This window comes from Sphingobium lignivorans (assembly GCF_014203955.1).
GTDB lineage: Bacteria > Pseudomonadota > Alphaproteobacteria > Sphingomonadales > Sphingomonadaceae > Sphingobium > Sphingobium lignivorans.
This window is the reverse complement of sequence record NZ_JACHKA010000001.1, coordinates 1346055-1366924: the sequence shown is the minus strand read 5'-3', so window position 1 is coordinate 1366924 and position 20870 is coordinate 1346055. Positions and strand designations below refer to the sequence as shown.

The 20870-nt window shown below is 64.4% G+C and carries 21 protein-coding genes and 1 pseudogene; 12 read left to right on the top strand and 10 right to left on the bottom strand.

The window, feature by feature from the left end; all coding sequences use genetic code 11:
* The first annotated feature begins 4 nt into the window (after positions 1 to 4).
* From HNP60_RS06255 to HNP60_RS06230, 6 genes are read left to right on the top strand one after another with little or no spacing between them, the layout of a single operon-like run.
* The gene (locus tag HNP60_RS06255; RefSeq protein ID WP_184151528.1) at positions 5 to 322 is read left to right on the top strand and encodes a hypothetical protein; all 318 of its coding nucleotides are present in this window, start codon (positions 5 to 7) and stop codon (positions 320 to 322) included.
* A gap of 15 nt (positions 323 to 337) precedes the next feature.
* Positions 338 to 4414, top strand: coding sequence for a fibronectin type III domain-containing protein (locus HNP60_RS06250; RefSeq protein WP_184151525.1), 4077 nt, complete (start codon positions 338 to 340; stop codon positions 4412 to 4414).
* The gene (locus tag HNP60_RS06245; RefSeq protein ID WP_184151522.1) at positions 4411 to 4689 is read left to right on the top strand and encodes a hypothetical protein; all 279 of its coding nucleotides are present in this window, start codon (positions 4411 to 4413) and stop codon (positions 4687 to 4689) included. Before HNP60_RS06250 ends, HNP60_RS06245 begins: the two co-directional genes overlap by 4 nt.
* Positions 4686 to 5168 carry a lysozyme gene (locus HNP60_RS06240; RefSeq protein WP_184151519.1) on the top strand — a complete coding sequence of 161 codons (483 nt, stop codon included), beginning with the start codon at positions 4686 to 4688 and terminating at the stop codon, positions 5166 to 5168. Before HNP60_RS06245 ends, HNP60_RS06240 begins: the two co-directional genes overlap by 4 nt.
* A gap of 14 nt (positions 5169 to 5182) precedes the next feature.
* Positions 5183 to 5617 carry a hypothetical protein gene (locus tag HNP60_RS06235; RefSeq protein ID WP_014074997.1) on the top strand — a complete coding sequence of 145 codons (435 nt, stop codon included), beginning with the start codon at positions 5183 to 5185 and terminating at the stop codon, positions 5615 to 5617.
* Positions 5592 to 5753 carry a hypothetical protein gene (locus HNP60_RS06230; protein ID WP_184151517.1) on the top strand — a complete coding sequence of 54 codons (162 nt, stop codon included), beginning with the start codon at positions 5592 to 5594 and terminating at the stop codon, positions 5751 to 5753. Before HNP60_RS06235 ends, HNP60_RS06230 begins: the two co-directional genes overlap by 26 nt.
* On the opposite strand, the pseudogene HNP60_RS20290 reads toward HNP60_RS06230, so the two are convergent.
* The 9 genes and pseudogenes from HNP60_RS20290 to HNP60_RS06185 all read right to left on the bottom strand — a co-directional run.
* Positions 5741 to 5854 (bottom strand): annotated as a pseudogene (locus HNP60_RS20290) (PEPxxWA-CTERM sorting domain-containing protein); the annotation flags it as partial. The gene HNP60_RS06230 and the pseudogene HNP60_RS20290 sit on opposite strands and share 13 nt — an antisense overlap.
* A gap of 520 nt (positions 5855 to 6374) precedes the next feature.
* Entirely contained in the window at positions 6375 to 6635 is a 261-nt protein-coding gene (locus HNP60_RS06220; protein ID WP_184151514.1) for a hypothetical protein, read from the bottom strand.
* A gap of 33 nt (positions 6636 to 6668) precedes the next feature.
* Positions 6669 to 7358 carry a phage virion morphogenesis protein gene (locus tag HNP60_RS06215; RefSeq protein ID WP_184151511.1) on the bottom strand — a complete coding sequence of 230 codons (690 nt, stop codon included), beginning with the start codon at positions 7356 to 7358 and terminating at the stop codon, positions 6669 to 6671.
* Positions 7358 to 7867 (bottom strand): phage tail protein, encoded by a 510-nt coding sequence (locus HNP60_RS06210; RefSeq protein ID WP_184151508.1) that lies wholly within the window; start codon positions 7865 to 7867, stop codon positions 7358 to 7360. Before HNP60_RS06210 ends, HNP60_RS06215 begins: the two co-directional genes overlap by 1 nt.
* 2 nt (positions 7868 to 7869) lie before the next feature.
* Positions 7870 to 8088: a tail protein X gene (locus HNP60_RS06205; RefSeq protein WP_260394742.1), complete on the bottom strand. Its 219-nt coding sequence runs from the start codon at positions 8086 to 8088 to the stop codon at positions 7870 to 7872.
* Entirely contained in the window at positions 8088 to 8588 is a 501-nt protein-coding gene (locus HNP60_RS06200) for a head completion/stabilization protein (protein WP_184151505.1), read from the bottom strand. The genes HNP60_RS06205 and HNP60_RS06200 overlap by 1 nt, the downstream gene beginning before the upstream one ends.
* Positions 8589 to 8688: 100 nt before the next feature.
* Positions 8689 to 9453 carry a phage terminase small subunit gene (gene gpM / locus HNP60_RS06195; RefSeq protein WP_184151502.1) on the bottom strand — a complete coding sequence of 255 codons (765 nt, stop codon included), beginning with the start codon at positions 9451 to 9453 and terminating at the stop codon, positions 8689 to 8691.
* 73 nt (positions 9454 to 9526) lie between these two features.
* On the bottom strand, positions 9527 to 10546 hold the full coding sequence (locus HNP60_RS06190; RefSeq protein ID WP_184151498.1) for a phage major capsid protein, P2 family: 1020 nt from the start codon (positions 10544 to 10546) through the stop codon (positions 9527 to 9529).
* Between the two features lie 51 nt (positions 10547 to 10597).
* Positions 10598 to 11437: a GPO family capsid scaffolding protein gene (locus HNP60_RS06185; RefSeq protein ID WP_184151495.1), complete on the bottom strand. Its 840-nt coding sequence runs from the start codon at positions 11435 to 11437 to the stop codon at positions 10598 to 10600.
* A gap of 97 nt (positions 11438 to 11534) precedes the next feature.
* Between HNP60_RS06185 and HNP60_RS06180 the strand changes: the two genes are divergently transcribed.
* The 6 genes from HNP60_RS06180 (at position 11535) to HNP60_RS06155 (ending at position 19670) form a co-directional block, all read left to right on the top strand.
* Complete coding sequence (locus tag HNP60_RS06180; RefSeq protein WP_260394741.1) at positions 11535 to 13409, top strand: terminase large subunit domain-containing protein; 1875 nt, start codon at positions 11535 to 11537, stop codon at positions 13407 to 13409.
* A complete protein-coding gene (locus HNP60_RS06175) occupies positions 13406 to 14434 on the top strand; it encodes a phage portal protein (RefSeq protein WP_184151492.1) in 1029 nt (342 codons plus the stop codon). Before HNP60_RS06180 ends, HNP60_RS06175 begins: the two co-directional genes overlap by 4 nt.
* A gap of 430 nt (positions 14435 to 14864) precedes the next feature.
* A complete protein-coding gene (locus HNP60_RS06170) occupies positions 14865 to 15680 on the top strand; it encodes a hypothetical protein (protein WP_184151489.1) in 816 nt (271 codons plus the stop codon).
* 1147 nt (positions 15681 to 16827) lie between these two features.
* On the top strand, positions 16828 to 17406 hold the full coding sequence (locus HNP60_RS06165) for an EF-hand domain-containing protein (RefSeq protein ID WP_184151485.1): 579 nt from the start codon (positions 16828 to 16830) through the stop codon (positions 17404 to 17406).
* A gap of 174 nt (positions 17407 to 17580) precedes the next feature.
* Positions 17581 to 18306: a response regulator gene (locus tag HNP60_RS06160; protein ID WP_184151482.1), complete on the top strand. Its 726-nt coding sequence runs from the start codon at positions 17581 to 17583 to the stop codon at positions 18304 to 18306.
* Entirely contained in the window at positions 18303 to 19670 is a 1368-nt protein-coding gene (locus tag HNP60_RS06155; protein WP_184151479.1) for an ATP-binding protein, read from the top strand. The genes HNP60_RS06160 and HNP60_RS06155 overlap by 4 nt, the downstream gene beginning before the upstream one ends.
* Positions 19671 to 19719: 49 nt before the next feature.
* On the opposite strand, the gene HNP60_RS06150 is transcribed toward HNP60_RS06155, so the two are convergent.
* Positions 19720 to 20853, bottom strand: coding sequence for a flagellar motor protein MotB (locus tag HNP60_RS06150; RefSeq protein ID WP_184151476.1), 1134 nt, complete (start codon positions 20851 to 20853; stop codon positions 19720 to 19722).
* Positions 20854 to 20870: the final 17 nt, after the last annotated feature.

Here is a 20870-nt window from a genome sequence, read left to right as displayed (position 1 = left end):
CCAAATGTCCGTCTACATCACCCCGCACAGCGTATCGGCCCGGCACTGGGCCCGGCTCTCCAATGGGCAAACAGTCGGGGCTATCGGCGGACAGGGCTCGGCCGGCGTTCGGATCGCGATCGCCGAAGAGGAAAATCACACGGCCCCCGCAGCCGCCGCCGGCCTGTATCGCATCGTGGTCAGCGGCGCGGATTGCATGATCAAGATCGGTCCCGCCGCGATCGCCGACGCCGATGCCGAACTCTGGCTGGACGGGGACAAGGAATATCGCTGGCTGCATCAGGGCGAGCGCATCTCCGTCATCGCGCGACCGGTTGACTGAGCCATGCTTGGCCTGATGACCGCGAGCCGCAGGAGCGGCCCCTCCGTCCGGTCCCGCAATGTGCGCGTGGCCGCTGGCACGACAGGGCTTGTCTACACGATCAGGCGCCTGCTGGGCGGCGCATCGACGCTCAGTCTCACGGCGTCCGGCCATGCCAATCTTTCTCTCGACGGCGATGGCATCGAAGCCACGGCGCCGCTCGGTGAGGGCGTCACCCAGAAGGCGATCGTTCGCGAAGTGTTGGGGGACGAGGCCATCGAATATGCGGTCAACATCACCGGCGCGCCTGTGCTGTCCGCCCTCACCATCTCGCCCGACACTGTCACCTTCGGCGCGGAATCGACAATCGAGATACTGGGCGCGACGGCCGGATCGACCATCAGTGGCAACCTGCCGGCGGGGCTCTCGATCAACTCGGGCGCGCGCGAGATCACCGGACTGGCGGAAGAGGCAGGCACACTGGCCATCTCCCTTCTGGAAACATTGCCCGGCGCGGTCAACTCGCCGCGGCGATCAGACCTCGCGCTGACCGTATTGCCAGCAGCGGAACGGCCGAGCATCGCGTTCTCGCCTACCCTCACGGGGCTGAGGGTGGACTGGACGGACGGCCCTCTCAACGAACATGACGTGATCGAGCGCACCGTCTTCCTGCGCAAGGTCGGGACCGGCGCCTATGCCGACCACATCTTTGTTGCCGGCGAGGTCGACCCGCCATTCGCCATCGGAGGTCTCGATCAGGGCGCGGACTATGAGGGATATGGCGTCGCGCTGACCACAGGCGGGCTCACCGCGCCAAGCGAGATCGCCGATGCAAGAACATGGGGCAGGCCGCCTGCGCCGATGTTCACGGCCAGCGGCGGCGTCCAGAGTTTCGTGGCCGCCTGGACCGACGCCGAAGGCGGTGCGCCGATCCTGCACCACCGGCTCTTCATGGGCGCGACGGCCGGTTCGCTGGCCCATATCGGCGATATCCTCACGGACTCGCCTTATGAGGACGCGCTGGACCCCGGCACCTATTATCTTGCGCTGTCGACAGTGAACGCGCTCGGCCTCGAAAGCGATCTCAGCGAGATCGTGGAGATCGAGGTCCTCGAGGACTCGCTCCCCCCTCCGGTCGGCGATGGCATGGAGCTGGGGCTTGGACTGGGCGGGATCCGCAACTGGCTGAACCCCAAGCCGTTCATCAACCTGTTGCTGCATGCCGGATCGAGCTGGTCGCCCGAAAACAGCCTCACGGTCTCCCCCTACACCCAGTCCCGTGGCGAACTCAGCCCTTCAAATCCCGAGGATGAGTTTTCCTTCACCGTCATTGCGCCGGTGACCAATGGCGTGGGCTACTCGAAGGGCGTGCCGGCCGGGCAGATCACGCTCTACAACCCGGACAACAACTGGTTCAAAGTCTACTTCAGCGGCAATCAGACCGCCTGGTCGACTGCCACATGGATCACCTTCGAACATGACGGCATCGGCGGCGTTTTCCTGAAGAACAAGGGCGGCGTCACGAAGGTCAACGGCAAGCCGGCCATGTTCCGCAGCGCGCTGCTGGAAAATTTCCAGAACGGGGAGGTCTGGGATCCGCAGTTTCTCGCCTTCGTCGCCGGCACGGGCGCCAGGCGGCTGCGCTTCATGGACTGGCTGCGCACCAACGAGACGACCATCTCCCAATGGTCCCAGCGTTCCTTGCCATCCGACATCTTCTTCGCGCAAGCGATGGTGCCGTATGAATATTGCTTCGACCTCTGCAACCGGCTGCAGATGTTCTGCTGGCTCAACATCCCCCACCGCGCGACGGACGACTTCATCGACCAGCTCGCCACGCTGGCGCGCGACCAGCTCGATCCTGCCCTCCAGCTCGGCCCGGAGAACAACAACGAAACCTGGGGAACCGGCAGCGCATTCCTGAGCCGCCATATCTGGTTCGAATATTACACGCATACCCGGCTGACGGCGCAGCGCGTGGGATCGGAGAACCGCATGTTCCGGCCCGCGCACGGGATGACCACCGGCGAGCGCGTGGCGATCCTCGACGGTCTGGCTTATCCGCTCTCGTCCGGCGGCGGGATCATGGAAGTCGACGTGATCGATGCGGATCATTTCCGCTTCCGTCGCGCGGGCGGCGGTTCCGTCTACGCGATGCCGGCCGAAGCGCGCGCCAACGACACGGCGATGTTCGTGATGGTCGACGAGCCCGGCAAGATCATCGGCTACAAATATCATCACGCGAACCAGAGCCTCAACATCTGGAATCGCTTCGACGCCATCATGGGGCGCGAGCGCGTCGTCCATATCCTGGGGAGCTGGATCGCCAACAAGAGTGAGACCCAGGCCTATTTCAATGTCCCGGGGGTGCGCGACGCGTGCGACGAAGTCGCGGTCGCCAACTATATTCAGACCATGGCGTGGGACGTCCGCATGCGGCTCTCTCCCGGCCAGATCATCCCCGGTGCCTGGTATGGCCACCCGGCCGGCGGCAGCAGCTCCATCGACGTGCCCTTCTGTGTTTTCGCGGCCGGCTCGGACTTCTCCATAGAGGACGTGCTTGCGGGCACGGGCGATGGCTTTCTGGCGCAGCGCATCATCACGATCCCGAACAGGGAGAGCGACAGCTATGCCGAGGCGCCTGCGATCACGGGGCTCGCGGACGGCACCTATGAAGTGGCGGCCGTCATGCAGGGCCTGTGGCTTGCAAGGTCCACGATCTCGGTCGGCGGAACGGAAACCGTCTACATGGCGGAGAGCGATGACGACTGGTACGTCCGTCTCGCGGACAACAACCGCAACAACTGCCGCTCGAAGATCTTCGAAATCCACAAGCTCTGCACGCCCTTCGGAATCAAGGTTGTGGGCTATGAGGACAATTACGACTTCAACTGGAAGAAATATCCCTCCCAGCGCATGAATGCCCGGGCAGGCCAGTTCGCGCATAGCGAAGCCGGCCTGAGGCTCTTCCATGAGCTGAAATATGAGCAGGCGCCCTATCTCTCCAGTGCCTGCCATTTCGTCGACGTCGGTGCGGTGCGTGGCCGGTTCGACCTGGCGGACAGCTACTTCGCGACCGACGATCCACGTTATCAGGCGTTCTGCGCAATGGACGGCCTGGCCGCGATGCATGTTCCGGTCTCCGTCCCGACCCGCATCGACCTTCCCGATCTGCCGGTCGAACCAGCGACATCCACGAAGATCGGCGATCTGCCGGATCCTCTGCTCGATTACCGGATCACCGGCGGCAACAATGATGGCGCCTTTTCCGTGGGCGAGGACGGCATCTATGTCGACCCGGCCAGGGTCTCGGCAGGCTGGGGCGAGATGGTGACGCGCACGATCAGCTATCAAGCCTGGGACAGCTACACCTCCGACAGCGGAACGCTGCGCATCCGCCTCGGCGGCGGCGCGTCGCTCTGGTATCCCGGCGCCGCCGAGTGGGTCTGGGATCCATCGCTCAGCGAGGACACGGCCGCCATCGCCTCGCTGGTCGGCGGCCCGCTGGCCCTCGCCGGCACACCCTTCACCTATGATCCGGCGACGGGCATGTGGACCGCATCCGGAACGGGTCGATACCAGAACCTCGACACCGCCACGGCACGACCGATCTACAAGACCGATCCCCTGCTGGTCGCGATGATCCTCGACAAGCATGTGCACAATGCGAGTTCCACGCGGACGATCGCGCGGTTCGGAAACGTCACAAATGGCGTCATCTTCGAGCGAACCGGCAGCAACCAGATGCGCGCCCGCTGGGTCGACACGTCAGGAACCATCAATGGCGTATCGGGCGGCTTCGATGTCGCGATGCGATGCCACGACGCGATGCCGGCGGGCGCCGAGGTCTACTGGGCCTTTCGGGACGCGGAAGGCCGGCCTCATGCCGGCCACGGCACCGAAGCCGTCAATCATGTGGCGGGCAATCTCTATGTGGGCGGCACCGGATCATTTCCCCGGGAGGTCCGCATTGGCGGAGTTTCCTCCGGCGAGAGCAACATGAAGCACGGCAAGGCCATCATCGTCGCAAAGCCGGGCATGGACCTGGCCGAAGCCTTATCCTTCGTCGCCGCACTGAAAGCGGCCCATGATGCCTGGGAGCCCGCAGCATGACCGATCCTACATTGAACGCTAAGCTCGACCAGCTCATCGGCAAGGTTGATGGGCTGCAGGGCGAGACGCAACTCATGCGCAGCGAAACAAACAAACAGCTCGATGCGCTGAAGGAACGGGTGGCGCTGGTCGAAACCGGGGTCACATCGACCCGTGAAGTCGTCGATGCCTGGGGGGCCGCCAAGACATCGCTCCGCTTCGTCAAATGGCTGGTCGGGCTGATCACGGTCGCGCTCGGCCTTGTGGCAGCGATCAAGGCAGGACTGCCGAAATGAGCGCGCAGTCCAAGGCCACCGGCGGCGCGATCGGCAGTGCCTTCGTGGCGCTGGCGATCCTGATCGCGTCCCCGCTCATCGAGCGCTGGGAAGGCACCCGCACCGAGCCCTATCGCGACGTGGTCGGCATATGGACCGTCTGCACCGGCGAAACGCGCGTGGCGATGCGCCGCTACACCGCCGCCGAATGCGAGGCGATGCTGGACGGCACGCTCTCGGCGGAATTCGCTCCGGCCGTGCTTGCCGCCGTCCCCGCCCTGCGCGAGCGGCCGCATCAGTTCGCCGCCGCGATCAGCCTCACCTACAATATCGGCCCGGCCGCCTTCGCCCGCTCGAGCGTGGCGCGACGCTTCAATGCCGGCGACTGGAAAGGCGGCTGCGACGCCTTCCTGATGTGGGTGAATGCGGGCGGCCAGCGCATGCAGGGGCTCGTCAACCGGCGGGAGGCGGAGCGCAAGCTGTGCCTCACCAATCTGTGACGCCGGGGCCTGTGATGCCTGCCTGGCTCCTGCGCCTGCTGCCGCATGGGATCGCGCTCGCCGCCCTGCTGGGCGCCATGCTCTGGATCGACCGCAATGCCGCCACGCGGACCCGCGCCCAGATCGAGACCGCGCGGATCATGAGCGAGAACCAGCTCCGCGCGGAGCTGCGCCGCAGCGAGCAGCGGCTTGCCGGCAGCATCGGCGCGATCGGCACGCGCGTGACCGGGCAGATCGACGCGCTCGATGCGCGCCACGCCACCATCATCCAGCCCACGCTCATCAGGGAGCTGACCCGTGAGACACGCTTTTCCGACCCTGCTGCCGGCATTACTGACGGCGTGCGCGCCGAACTCAACCGCGCCCTCGCGGCTGTCGCCTGTGCCCCCCGCCCTGCCGGCGGCCTTGTCTGCACCCTGCCCGATGCCGCCGCCGCTGGCGCGCAATGACATCGCCACGCTGACGCTCAAGCTCGCAGAGACGGCCAGGCTGCTCGGCCAGTGCGCACTGCGCCACGCCGGCGCCGTGAATGCCTATGAGACGGCCCGCGCCGAAGCGCGGACCTGGAACGATCAGGCGAACTGAACGCGCTGAACGCGCGCCGCCATCCCCCGTCGCCGGCGCAGCGCCCCGCCCGCCAGCGCGAAACCGCCGATCATCATGGCCCATGTGGCGGGCTCGGGGACGCCGCGATTGATCGTGTCGAAATCGCCCCACCAATAGTGCGTGGCGTAGCCGGTGCCTTCCGGCTGTATGGAGATCGATCCTTCAGTGAGCCCCCAGGCTTTCGAAATCCGGCCGTGATGGTCGAACCTGAACTTCATGTTCAGAGACAATGTCCCACCGGGAGCGTGGAAGATCATGTAAATCCGGTCATCGGTGTAATACTCGATGTAGGAACAATTATCGCACCAGAAGCCAGGAATATTTGAAGTCAAAAAGCAACTCGCCATGGCGGCATCACAATCGCCGCCGATCAAAATCCCGACATTCTCGTGGTAGATCTCCTGCAACGGTGCGCCCGGCACGGTGCCAATATATTCGGTCGCATCGAAGCTGATACCCCACGCAATTTCTGCAGCATGCGCAGGCATCGCGAAACCGGCCAGCAGGGCCGCCAGAAACATCTTCTTCATTACAATTCACCTCCCACAGTGAGACCGGCATCATGCCTTATTGCCGGCGATCGATAAAGCCTCAACCCGGCTATCGATCTTCCGGCCATGGCTCGCTTGTCCCGAACTGGCCCGGAAACATGGCGAGCCCGCCTGACCTCCTCGGGTCGGCCCGCACCACGCATGTGTTCCCCGTGCAAATCGCGTCGAGCAGATCCTCGATCACCAGAACCTCGGCCGCCTCGCGCTCGACCGGATTGCGAGAGCCGAAGGCCTTGCGATGGCGCCGCAATGCAGCGCCGAGCTTCACGCCAAGTTCTGCGCCCAGTGTTTCCCTGTGTATACGATGCATGAGAACATTATAAGAACATTCTGCACGAGTCGGTCAAGCGTCGTCAGCCCCGGCGAGGATATGATCGATGGTCGCCTCGAGGACCATCGCCCGGTCCTGCGCGCTGAAGCCCAGCAGCTCGCGCATGGCGTAGCGGATTTCGGCCGCGTTGGCGGACGGCTTGTCGAACAGGCCGAGCTGGTGGATGCGCGCCACCGCCGCCACGCGGCCGGCAAACCCCACCCAGGCTTCCTGATCGCTGGCATTGGCGAGCATGACGCCGCTGCGCCGGATCCTGCGAAACATGGCGCGCTGGCGAATGGTCGGCCGGCGAATCCTGCCCGCCCCCTTGTTCTGCTCGCCCTCGCCGACCGGGAGCCACCGAACGACCTTGCGCCATTCGAACGATCGCAGGCCGCCAGCCCTGACATCATAGCCGGTCAGCAACGCCCCCTGCCGCACCCAGCTATGCATGAGCACGAGGCGCGGCTCCCCAGATCCGCCCGAGGGATAGAGAAATTTCACGGCATAGCCGCCGGGCACAGGATCCTTGCCGCGCCTGCGGGGCGCGAACCGGCTCCCGTCCGGATTTTCCTGCCGGGCAATCCGCTTCTGCTGCCCTGTCCGCAACGTGCGCGCGACCTTGCGAAACAGGCTGCGGCGCTCGGCCGGCTGCATGGACGCCAATATGCCGCCGGCGAAGCGCTCCAGCTCTCCCAGATCGTCAGCGCCAATATCCACCATCAGGGCGCCGGATCGTCGAGCGGATAACCAACCAGCAGCTCGCCCTCATGAAAGATGCGCCGGAGCAGCGCGGGCGGGTCGATCAGCGGTTCCTCATCGACGATCGCCGGCTCTTCCCGCAACTTCATGACATAGCTGCCGTCCGACTGCGGCAGCACGTCCACGGCCTCGCTCATGGGGAGACCGATGGTGATGTCCACCGCGCCATTGTCGACCATGTCGATCTCGAATCGCAGGCGCTGTTCGGCCGTGTCGTGATTGAGCAGCGCGGCCGGCTCATATCTCCGCAGCCAGAGAATGAGGGGCAGGAAGAAGGCGGCGGGCTGTCCGCTGAAGCCGATCACGTCGATCTGCAGCGTGGCGTCATACTGAAACCCCAGATTGGGGCCATAGCGCGCGATGAGCCGGCCGCCGGTCATGTAGATGCTGAGCTTGTCCGGATTGCGGGCCAGTTCCGGCAGGGCATCCACGAGGCAGGCGCGGAGATGTTCGTGCTTCGGCGTGGTCATGATCAGTCCCAGAGCTTGATTATTTGGGTTTCCCCGGCCGCCTGCGGCTCGACCACCGGCAGCAGGACGCTCTTCCCCTCCGGCAGCACCGCGCCGATCTCCGCCAGATCCCGGTTCAGCTCATAAGCCTGCTCGACCACGCCAGCGCCGGCCCCCAGGACGCGCCAGGCCAGCAGGTCGAGCGTCTCGCCCTGCTGCGCCGTCGCGGTCATGGTGGCCATCAGATCAGCTCCACCGCCGTGCGCGGCCGGCCAAGGATGGCGCGGATGGCATGGATGGCGTTGCGACGATGATCGTCGGGCGTGAGCGCCTGGCGCCAGGCCTGCGCTTCGCCCACCGGGGACGCCGTGATGTCCCGGTGCGTCTCGATGAGATCGGCCGCCGCGAAGGCGTAAACCGCCCGGCGAAACAGAATGACGAGCCGGCTTTCCGTCACCGTGCCGTTGCCGGTGCCGTGGGCGAAGGTCTGCGCCGGCACGGCTGCAAGGCTCGCATGCCCCGCCGCCTCCTGCTCTGCGCGCCATTCCGCCAGATTGTCTGCCGCCACGACGATTCCGCCGATCAGAGCCTCGCTCACGCGCGCATGCGGAATGGCCTGGTTGCCGATCCGCATCGCGTCGCGGAACAGGTTGACGTCGATCTCCGGCCAGAAATCGCCCGCTGCAACTGTCGATCCGGGCGGGCTCGCCGGCGCCGGGGGCGATGCAATGAAGCCGCTCAATCGATCCTCCATTGTTCGAGCTGGGGGTGGGGATCGGGGCCGGAGGAACGCTACGCGCGCATCCTGCCCTTCACCGCCCCCAGGCGCCGGGGGCGCAAGCTCAGTCGCCGGTCTCGCCGGCCGGAGCGTCTGCCGGCACCCTGGCCGCGAGACGCTCGATGTCCTTCTTGACGCCGGCATTCCGGTCCAGCGCGAGGGCGCGACGGAAAGCCGCCAGCGCTTCGCTCAGCGCCGCCACCGGCCCGCCGGCGGGCGAGGTCTCGGGATGCGCGGTCAACCGCGCATGAACGTGCAGCAGGGACCGGCCCCGCGCCTTGAACAGCTTCGCGCGGACCTGATCCGGCATGTCGAAACCTTCCACCAGCTGCGCCGCGCGATCGATGAGGGCGAGCGGAAATTCCTTCCCGTCCCGATCGGCTGCCAGCGCCGCCTCCGCGATCTCTTCAGCCACCACGGTCGGCGCGGTGCGCTGGATGTTCTGCGGCATGGCGAGCGCAAAACGCAGCACATGCTCGGCCAGATCGAGGCCACGCTCGAAATCGCCGATGTCGAACCGCCACAGCATCATGGTCGAGACGATCTCGTCCTGCACCGCCTTGCCGGTCTGCACGCCGGCAGCGAGGGTGGCGTCCACATGCGCGTCATAAGCGTCGATCAGCACCGTTTTGCGTGCGATCTTGCCCTCGACAGACTGGATATCCTTGAGCTGCGCGAGATGACTGCCGAGCTGCGCCAGCAGCAGCTCATAGGCGCTCGCCTCCGGGCCCGCCTTGGGCCGGGCGGCGGCCATGCCCCCGGCAGGCGCCTTTTCGGCGGCTAGCCGGGCGAGGACTCTCTGCTTGTGGCGGGCGGCGGGGCTCAACATGCGGATGTTCCTTTCAGTGGCGGGGAGAACGACGCCGCCGCCCTCCCCTCTCGCGGTTCACTGCGCGCGGTTATCAGGCGGCCTTCAGCTCGATATTCTCGATCAGGCAGGCATAATCGTGATCCTCGATCACATAGCTGTCGTTGGACGACTGGTAGTCCTCGACCCGGTCGGCTTCCGGCGTGTCCTTGATATGACGGCGCCGCTTGCCCTCCTGCTCGTAGATCGAGAGATTGTCGTAGCGCGTGATGAAGATCGTGCCCGCCGGGAAGAACGGCACGGTCGCCGCCGGCAGGCCGCCCAGGCGCTTGGTCGACATGATGATGTCCCGCGCGATCTGCTCGGTCGGGTCGATCGCCTCGTTGACCATCGGGAAATATTTGTCGTGCAGCAGGTCCCGGCTGACGATCGCCACCAGCTCGGTATCCTCGGCCGCCCAGCTGGGCAGCAGCTGGCGAACGGCATCGTAAACCAGCGCGTCGAGCGTGGCATAATCGGCATCCGCATGGGACCCGTAAGTGACCTCGCCGGGTTCAGCGCCGGCATCCATGACATGGGCGGGCTTCTGCACCCGCAGCTTCTCGAGCCACCCGATGTTGACGTCTTCGAGGTTGGGGTTGGCTTCCAGATCCGTCGTGGCCGCCGCGCTCGTGCCATTGAAGCCGATGCGGATGTTGTCGAGCGCCTGACCCTTGACGATCTGGTTCTGGATGCGGACCTCGAAGTCCGCGAACTTCGCCCACATGTCCAGCGTCGCATAGCGCAGATGCGTGTCATAGTTGGTCTGGAAGCACTCGTAACCGAAATCGTCCAGGCCGGTGAGCTGGCGGGTCTGGCGCCGGCCGGTGCCGCTGGTGTTCGTGCGCGAGCTGTTCGGCCCCGGGGCGCCCAGGCCGAGAATATCGCCCTTCAATTCCAGCACGGGGACGATGTTGATGCGGGACAGGAAGGCGCTCGATTCCTGCTTCTTGTCGACCAGCTTTTGCTGGATCGAGGGATCGACGGAAAATTTCGTGCCGGCGTCGGCGACGCCGTTCAGGGCTGCGATATTCTCGCAGAAGGCGTTGAAGCGCTCGCGGGTTTCGTTACGCATGGGGGGCTCCGGTGAAAGTGTGGCGCTTGCGGATGGGTGAGGGTCGGCGGATCAGCACTCGGCCCGGACTGCGCCGGTTCCGCCGGATGCCGGCGGACGCGAGGTGTAGGTGCGGGAGGGCGTGGTCTCGACCGACTTGCGCAACGCCTCATGATCCTCGGCCATCTTCGCCATGCGGGTCTCGATCGCGGTGAAGGACTTGGTGAGGCCAGCGTTCAGCGTCTCCATCTGCGCGCCGAACTGGCCGGCGAACTGCGCGAAGGCGGCAACGGGATCGGCAGGCTCCTTGCCGGCCGGCGATGCGGCGGGCTGAGCCGGCTCGGGCTGCTTGCCGAAACTGTCGAAAAAGCGCTTCATGCTCGCGAAAGCGCCGGTGGCGGCCTCGGCCGCGCCGGCATCTTCCGCCTCATAGGCCAGCTCGATCTCGCCGAGCTGGACGAGATTGTCCTTCCGCTTGTCGTCACGGCTGAATTTCAGCACTTCGGTGCCCAGCGATGCCGGGGAATCGGTGAAGGCGAGACCCATCAGGTAAGCCTTGCCGGTCTTTACGAAGTCGGGATGGACCTCGATGCTGCTGAACAGCTTCTGGCCGGCCTGATTGTAGCGGCGCGCATCGTCCGTGACGTCGAACTGCGCGAAGAGCGCCAGGCGCTTTTCGGTCTTGCCGCCGATCGAGAGATCTATCTGCTCGGCCTTGACCGCCGTCACCGAACCCCACGAGTTGAAAGGCCCCTCCGGCGAATATCCGCGCAGATGCTCGCAGTTGATCCGGGCCGTGTAAGTCGCCGGATCGTAACTGTCCGCCATCTGCTGGATCATGGCACGCGTGATTTCGCGGCCATCGACCGTCGTGCCTTCGACAGCGACGCGGAAAAACGGGGTCTTGGCCATGCCGGGGCTCCTTGATGATCGGCTGAATTTGCCCGCTATTCGCGCTTCCCACCCGCGCTAAAACAACCGCGCGCGCTTGTGAGAGCGCACTCCACAAATGCGCAGGGCACCCGCGCGCCGGTCACTGGCGCATCGTCACGCGGCCATGGCCGAGCCGGAAGAACCGCCTGTCCCTCATCCGGCCGCCGTCATCCCCTATGACGCGCGGCGGATCGCGCGCGCCTATTACTGGCGGGGCTGGGGCGTCCGGCAGATCGCCCAGGAGCTGGGGCTCAAGCGCACCACCGTGCAGAGCTGGAAGGACCGGGACGGGTGGGATGACGATCCGGTCATCCGCCGGGTCGAGGACAGCCTCGAAATCCGCCTCAACCAGCTCATCTTCAAGGAAGAGAAGACCGGGCGGGACTTCAAGGAAATCGACCTGCTCAGCCGGCAGATCGAGCGCATGGCGCGGGTGCGGCGCTATGGCGAGCCGGGCGGCCACGAGGGCGACCTCAACCCCAAGGTGGCGAACCGAAACGCGGGGCCGAAGAAACAGCGGGATCCGCAGAACCTGCTCACCCGCGAGGATTATGAAAAGCTCAAGAGCGCCTTCCTGGGCGGCCTGTTCGCGCATCAGGAGACGTGGTGGGCGAATATCAGCCGGCGCACCCGCTTCCTGCTCAAGAGCCGCCAGATCGGCGCGACCTTCTACTTCGCGCGCGAGGCCCTCATCCGGGCGCTGGAGACCGGCAACAACCAGATCTTCATTTCCGCGAGCCGCGCGCAGGCCAACATCTTCCGGCAGTATATCGTCGAGTTCGTCTTCGAGCAGACGGGCAAGATGCTCAAGGGCGATCCGCTCGTGCTGCATCGGGGCTGGGAAGATGAGGACGCCACACAGGCACAGCCGGTAACCCTCTATTTTCTCGGCACGAACTATCGCACCGCCCAAGGCTATCATGGCGACGTCTACATAGACGAGTGCTTCTGGATCTACGGCTTCGAAGCGATCAACAAGGTCGCCTCGGCGATCGCCACGCACAAGCGCTATCACAAGACCTATTTCTCGACGCCATCGACGATCGCGCACGAGGCCTATCCCATGTGGACAGGCGAGCGCTTCAACCGCAAGCGCGACCGGGCGAGCCAGATCAAGATCGACGTGAGCCACAGCGCGCTGGCGACCGGCGGCACCGGCCCCGACCAGATCTGGCGCCACATCGTCACGCTGGACGATGCCATCGCCGGCGGGTTCGACCTGATCGACCGGGACGAGCTGGAGCTGGAATATTCGGTCGACGAATTCAACAACCTGTTCGGCTGCGAGTTCGTCGACGACAGCCAGTCCAGTTTCCCCCTCTCGCTGCTGCGCCCCTGCATGATCGACAGCTGGGATGTCTGGAAAGACTTCCATCCCTATGATCTCATGCCCTTCGGCCAGGGCGAGGTCTGGATCGGCTATGATCCGGCCGAGAGCGAGGATGGCGACAATGCGAGCTGCGTGGTGGTCGCGCCGCCGGCAGGCGCCAGGGGCAAATTCCGCGTGCTGGAGAAATTCCAGTGGAAGGGCATGGACTTCGAGGCACAGGCCGAACAGATCCGGCGCCTGACCAAGCGCTATCGCGTCACGGAAATCGCGATCGACAGCACGGGCATGGGCACCGCGGTGCATCAGCTCGTGGTCAAGTTCTTCCCCATGGCGAGGCGGATCGATTATTCCCCGCTGGTCAAGACGCAGATGGTGCTGAAGGCCAAGAACGTCTTCGCCAAGCGCCGCATCGAGTTCGATGCCGGTTGGACTGACCTGGCGGCGGCGCTGATGTCCATCCATCCCCAGCTCACCAAGGGCCAGAAACAGCTCACTTATGTGGCGCGGCGCAGCGAGGCGACCGGGCACGGCGATCTCGCCTGGGCGCTGCTCCACGCACTTTATTGCGAGCCGATGGACGGCTCGGCCCCTCGCGGACAAGGCAGAATGGAGATCCTATGAACGACCTGATCGAGACGGCGGGCGGCGCGAAGCTCTTCACCTTCGGCGACGCGGAGAGCGTCCTGGACCGGCGGGAACTGCTGGACCATGTCGAGAGCCTCTGGAACGGCAAATGGTTCGAACCGCCGGTGCCGCTGCGGGCGCTGGCGCGCTGCTACCGGGTGAGCCCGCACCATTCGAGCGCCATCATCGTCAAGCGCAACCTGCTGTTACGCCATTTCCGCCCGCACAGGCTGCTGGGGCGCGGCGATTTCGGAAAGTGGGCGCTGGACTTCCTCGTTATGGGCAACGCCTATCTCGAGCGCGTCGATAACCTCGCGGGCCGCCCCATGGCGCTCAAGCATAGCCTGTCCCTCTACACGCGGCGCGGGCGCGATGATGGGCAATTCTACTTCCTCCCCAAAGGCAATTGGGGGCGCTTGGGGCAGGTCCATGAGTTCGCCCGGGGCAGCATGTTCCAGCTCTCCGAACCGGACGTCGCGCAGGAGATCTATGGTCTGCCCGAATATCTCTCTGCCATGCAGAGCGCCTTTCTGAACGAAGGCGCGACGCTGTTCCGCCGGCGCTATTATCTCAACGGAAGCCACGCTGGCTTCGTATTTTACCTTTCCGAGGCCACCATCGACAATCAGGACGTGGACGACATCCGCGAGGCGCTGCGCAAATCGAAGGGGCCGGGCAACTTCCGCAATCTCTTCATCAATGCCCCGAACGGCAAGAAGGACGGCGTCCAGATCATCCCGATCAGCGAGGTCGCTGCGAAGGACGAGTTCCTCGGCATCAAGGGCACTACGCGCGATGACATCCTCGCCGCCCATCGCGTGCCGCCCCAGCTGCTCGGCGTGATCCCCCAGAACAACGGCGGCTTTGGCGACGTGCGCACCGCGACGGACGTCTTTTTCGACAACGAGATCGTGCCGCTGCAGACCCGCACGCTGGAGCTGAACGACTGGGCGGGCGAGGAAATCATCGCCTATGACGACTATCAGCCGGCCGCGCCGGCGCAGCCCTCTCCCGCTTCCTGAGAACGGGAGGAGCAGTCCCTGGATCGCCAGGATTCTCTAACTGATTGGCTGATCGAGGAAGCTGATGAAACGCCTGGCAACATGGCACTTACAAGAATCGCCCTCGTCTGATAAGAATCCTCCGAAAGAGGAGCCATTGATGCTTGAATATCTCCAAGAATGGCTTCGAAAGCGTATCAATGCTGCCCCGGTCTGGGTAACCCTTCACCATGAGGAACAACGCACACTATACATTATGCGGGCTGTCGACGAAGTCGGCGTTGTCCTTGCTCCTCCATCGCAGCCAGAAAACGGAACGGCGGTTCCTTGGTCTTCGATTTCAAGTGTCACACCGGACACCGCCGCTCGATAAATGCAATATTAAGTTGATCCATCCACCCTCATCTGACTGGAGAGACTGAGAAATAAATTCCCATCGTATTTGGGAGCAATGAAAGAGCTTGGCAGTATGGCGAGAACCAAGGGTAATACGCAGCACCGAAAATTGTGCAGCTTTTGCGGAAATGGAACCGCGACCAAAGAACATATTTGGCCAAGGTGGGCTGCTCAACTCTTACCGGATGATGCGAGCCATTACAGGACTGCCTTTGCGGGCAAAGCGCTCTCGCCGACTGAGCTCCTATCTCACAAGGAAGCTCAAGGTGGTGTCAAGACTATAACCATCCGCACAGTCTGCCAGAAGTGCAATGGTGGATGGATGAGCCAACTTGAAGAGGCGGTTAGACCTTGGCTCGAGCCAATGCTAAAGCATGAGGATGTCACGATCACCGATATCGGAAAGCGGCTGTTGGCACAGTACTTCACGATGAAGGCTATGACTGCAGACCAAAATATGGCGCCTCATGCCTTTCTTCAGAAGGAACGACGCGAATTTTACGAAACTCGCAAGGTACCAGATGAAATTGAGGTAGCCCTCCTGCACTATCCCGGCCCCGCTAATCCGATGGTCGGAATGTTCAACAAAGAGAGGCAGGGTTACATTTTAGATGCCGCCGGGAAACCTGTGCTCAGTGAGAACGGGGAGAAGCACTATAATATGAATGTAACTTTCCGCTATGGCTCCGCTTTCATCCAAATTTTGATACTGCGTTCAGCGACATCTACCAGTTTGGCAACGGATCTGCCTTTTCGACGGATCCTTCATCCACCTCTCGACGGCAATATTAATTGGCCCCCCCCCCCGCTCGACACGCGCAATGCGTACGGCATTCAGCACTTTCTAGAACGGCTGCCCCACCGCGGTTAGGTCTCTAGTCCCGAGGAGTGGCGGTACGGATCGATTCTGAATCGGCCCAGATCTTCTGTCCAGATGCGTGCGACATATCCGTAGGGTGTGAGCCCTCGGAGCGCCCTCCCCCCGCTGATAGCCCCACCGTTAAGAATCAGCACTTAAACTATCATCGCGCCATCGCCGCCCCTCAACAACGGGGCGTCATGACCTCAGCGTCGGTTGCCCTGGGGACTGGAGCCCCGCGCGCCGCGCTTGGCTCCCCCCCTCGCCTGCTCGCTTTTCCTACCGGAATAGACGCAACTGCCGATGCCCGACGCACCTGAGAAATGCGGTAAGCGGAGCACCAAAGTTGACCGCCACGACAGACGCAGAAGGCGGCGCGGTCGATGCGATCGTGCTCCGCTCCGCTTCGAAATGATCGGATCAGAGCGACGGGGACGGCGCGGGAAAAATCTTACCTGCCTTACGCATCGGCCAAAGGTAAACTAACATCATGAACTATATGGATAAAAATGTAAGATCGGGCTCCTTACCTCATCTTACATTTCCGATGGGATTTCCTTACTTCTTTGTTTTTGAACGATAATTTTTCATTGGAAAGTAAGACTAGATGGACCTTACCATGTGAGATTTTGGTAAGAAAAATGTAAGGCAAAATTTGGCTGTTTTCTGCCGTTGTAAGGCAGGTAAGATTTTTCCCGCGCCCTCCCCACAACTCAGAGACGGGGAAGCGCATTTTCCGAATAAGGCCTGTTCATCGTCCAACCTGCGCGCAGCCGAGCCATCCCCGCGCGCACCATAAGGCGGGCAGCGCGGTTTACAGCGGCGGCATAAGCTATTGATATAAATGGGGTGATTTCCTCGCCAGTTTACAGCGAAAAGCGCGGAAAACTGCGAAACTCAGCAGGTTGGAAGGCTAGTGCTCTACCATTGAGCTATACCCGCGCCGAGAGCGGCCGCTTGCCACAGCGCGGCGCTTCGGGTCAATGCCCTTCGCATCATGGCCATGCACACCGCACGCTCGAGGAGCGGACACATAGCTAAGGCCAACCGACAATTTGATACAAAGTCGCGCGATTGCGACAAAATCTCCTGACATCCTCCACCTACAAGGCAGGGGAAGGCGCTCGCTCCCACGGCGCCACCAAGTCAGGAAACAGCCATGTCTCTTCGTCCCACTCTTCTTCTCATCGGCGCCGGCCTGCTCTCCCTCGGCGCGGCCGCCAATGCCCAGCCACCCGGCGATCGTGCCGGCGCCCGCCACGCGCCCATGGATCGCAGCCAAGTTCAGGCCCGGCTCGAAAAGCATTTCGACGCGCTCGACCTCAACAAGGACGGCACCGTGACGCCGGAGGAACGCAAGGCCGGCCGCACCCAGATGCGCGAGACGATGCGCGCCCACATGTTCGCTCGCCTCGATGCGGACAAGAATGGCAGCATCAGCAAGGACGAGTTCGCTGCTGCCAAGGGCCAGCACCGCAAGGACCCCGGCGAGGCCGGGAAGATGCGCCGCCATCCGGGCGCGATGTCCGGCATGCCCATGCACCACCAACTGGCCGCCTATAAAGACAAGTCGCTCACCCGGAGCCAGTTCGTGGAACTGGGGCTCGGCATGTTCGACCGCGTCGACACGGATCGCGACGGCAAGATTTCTCCTGCCGAGCACAAAGCCGCCCGCGAGGCAATGCGCGACCGCCCCACGGCGGCCCGGAAGCCCATGTCCCCGCCCCCGGGACAATGAGGCGCGCGACCGGCCCGGCGAAGTCCCACTTTTTCACCGAGCCGGCCGCACTCACGGCGGGGAAGCCCTCGGCTTCCCCGCCGTCCTCCGTTGTTCCCGCCGCGCGTTGCGGGATGGACGCCGCTCCGCAATCGCGGCACAAGCCGATCGATCCATTGCGCAGGACCGTCCGTCATGTCTCCCCGCCCCCATCTCCTTCTCGTCGATGACGAAGCCGCCATTCGCGAACCGCTGGGCGCCTATCTCCAGCGCGCGGGCTTTCGGGTTTCGGAAGCACCGAACGCCGCCGAGGCGCGCCGGATCCTCGCGAGCAGCGCCATCGAGCTTGTCGTGCTGGACATCATGATGCCGGGCGAGGATGGCCTCAGCCTGTGCCGGTCCATCCGCGAGCAGGGCGAATTGCCGGTCATCCTGCTAACCGCGCGAACCGAGGAGACGGATCGCATCGTCGGGCTGGAAATGGGCGCGGACGACTATGTGCTCAAGCCCTTCTCGCCTCGCGAGCTGGTGGCCCGCATCAAGACGATCCTGCGCCGGGCCGCCGGCGCCGGCGCCAGCGCGCGGGAGAGCCAGAACAGCGCCGCGCTCTATCGCTTCGAGGGCTGGACCCTGCGAGCGGACGACTGGACGCTGACCGGACCGGACGAGGTCGTCATTCCGCTCAGCACCGCCGATTTCCGGTTGCTGCACGCCTTCGTCACGCATCCCCGGCAAGTGCTGAGCCGCGACCAGCTCCTCGATCTCACGCAGGGCCGCGAAGCCCATGCCTTCGATCGCTCGATCGACAACCAGATCAGCCGCCTGCGCCGGAAACTGGAGGATGACGCCCGCTCTCCCGTGCTCATCAAGACGGTGTGGGGCGGCGGATATATGTTCAGCGCGGACGTGATCCGCGAATGAGCTGGAGACAGCGCCTTTCCCTGGGCTGGTTTCGACCACGCACGCTCGCGGGCCAGACGATCCTGGTGGTCGCCGCGTCGCTGTTCATGGTGCAGCTCATCGGCTTCCTCATTTATTACGCGACCCAGCGCAATCAGTGGATCACGGTTGCTGCGGCCCCCGGGGTCATCCGCATTCTGGAAGCACTGGATTCGAGCGAGCGGACCGAGCCCTGGCAGCGCATTCGCGCCGCGCGCGGCCTGCTGCTCAGCGCCCAGCCGCCGCCGCGCCGGGGGGAGGATGCCCCCGAAGTCGCGCAGCGCGCCTCCGAGCTGTTCCGCTCCGCCGGCCTCGCGCCGCTGGAAGTGCGCGCCGCCATTGATGAACCGCGGCGGCGCAATCGCCTCGCCGAGATCCTGCCGGGAGACCGGCGCGGCGGCCGTGCCCGGCTGCAGGTGCAGCTCAGCGTCCAGCTCCAGCCCAATCGCTGGGTCACCGTCTTCACGCGCGCGGCGCCCATCGATCAGCCGATCCTTCAGCGGATCGTCGTGCAGACGCTCTTCGTCTACGGCATCGTCCTCATTCCGCTGGTGTGGTTCACGCGCAGGCTGGCCGCGCCGCTGCGGGCGCTCACCTCGGCGACGGCGCGGGTGGGCACGCCGGAAGGAGCGCCGCCGGTCCCGGAAATCGGTCCGGACGATGTCCGTGGCCTCGCGGCCTCCTTCAACGCGATGCAGGATCGCATCCGCTCCATGCTGGAGGAGAAGGATCACATGCTGGGCGCGATCGGCCATGATCTGCGCACGCCGCTCACAGCCCTGCGCGTGCGGGTGGAGACGGCGGCCGAGGGGCCGGACCGCGACCGCATGGTCGCGACCATCGAGGAAATGCAGAAGATGCTGGATGACATCCTGTCGCTGGCACGGGTCGGCCGGGATCGGGAGCCGCCTCAGCGCGTCGATCTGGCCGCACTGGCGGATGCCGCGCTTGATGATTTCGAGGATACCGGCGCGCCTGTCACGCGTGGGGAGATGTTGCGCGCCGTCGCCACGGTCCATCCGCGCGCGATCCGCCGCGCCCTGACCAACCTCATCGAGAATGCCGTCAAATATGGCGGGCGCGCCCATGTCTCCGTGCATGTCGAGCGCGGCCGGGCCGTGCTCGCCGTCACGGACGAAGGACCGGGCATCCCCGAGGAGCGGATCCAGGAAATGCTGCAGCCCTTCACGCGCATGGAGGAGTCGCGCAGCCGGGACACCGGAGGCACCGGTCTTGGCCTCGCGATCGTCCGCGCGGTCGCGTCCGCCGAAGGAGGTCGCCTGAACCTGACGAACCGTCCGGAAGGCGGGCTGCGCGCGGAACTGATCCTGCCGCTGACCCGCTGAGCATTTCCCGCCTCGCCGCGATGAAGCGCGGCGTTTCAGGCGCCGGCGATCATTCCGCCGAACCTCCCGAGGCCGCCTTCTGTCGGGCGGTCACGTCACTCATGCCGGGCGGGGTCGTGGCGCTGCGCTTGGGCAGGGCCTCCTCGTTCATGACCAGCGCGCCCTTCGGCAGGGCCGTGCCACCCAGGTCCATCCCGCGCACTTCCGCCTCGGCGCGCGCCACCCGGTCGTCCCGCAACAGGCCCCGACGCTGCGCCTGCACCGGGTCCACGGGATAGTCGCCCTGCGCAGCCGCCGCCGCTTTCCTGCCGGAATCGCTCTGGCTCCATGCCAGGACCACCGACATCCGCCGGTTGCGCGGATCATAGCGGTCGTCGGACACGAAGGGCTCCCGGTCGGCGACGCCCTCGATGCGCTGGAAGCGATCGTTGTCGATGCCGTTCTGCGCCAGCACGGCTCTGGTCGCCTCGGCCCGCGAGGATGAGAGCAGCCAGTTGTTCATGTTCCGGCCCGATGCATAAGGCAGGCTGTCGGTATGGCCGCGCACGATGACGCCGTTAGGCACGCCCGCCACGACACGGGCCACCTGCGCGAGCAGCTCGCGCGCCTGAGGGACCAGCTTGTCGGTACCCATGGCGAACATCGCGAAATCGGCCTCGTCGATTAGGTCGATCCGCAGCCCTTCCCGGGTCTCGGTGAACTTGACGTGCCGCTTGAGGTGCTGGAGCGCTTTTGCTTCCGCGATCTTCTTCTCGATCACCCGCTTGAGCTGCTCGAACTTCTGCCGGTCGCGGTCCTTGAGGTCGTCGCCGCCCACGTCGCGCACGCCGGTCGCGTCGCGCGGGATGGTGATCGCCAGATTGCCCTGCCCGCCCGTGGTGGGATGGTTCTCCTTGGCCACGAGGCTGTCGCCCCCGAACAGGCCGTTGGAGCCGGTGCTGTCCATCTTCATCTGGACGAGCGTGGGCGTGAAATAATCGGCCAGCCCCTTGCGCTGCTTCTCGGTGGTCGCGCCGAGCAGCCACATCAGCAGGAAGAAGGCCATCATCGCCGTCACGAAGTCGGCATAGGCGACTTTCCACGCGCCGCCATGATGCCCGCCATGGCCATCGGCGATGATCTTCTTGACGATGATGGGCCTGGGTTCAGGCTCGTTCGCGGGCTTCTTGGCGGGCTGGGCCATGTCTGTCCTCTCCGGCG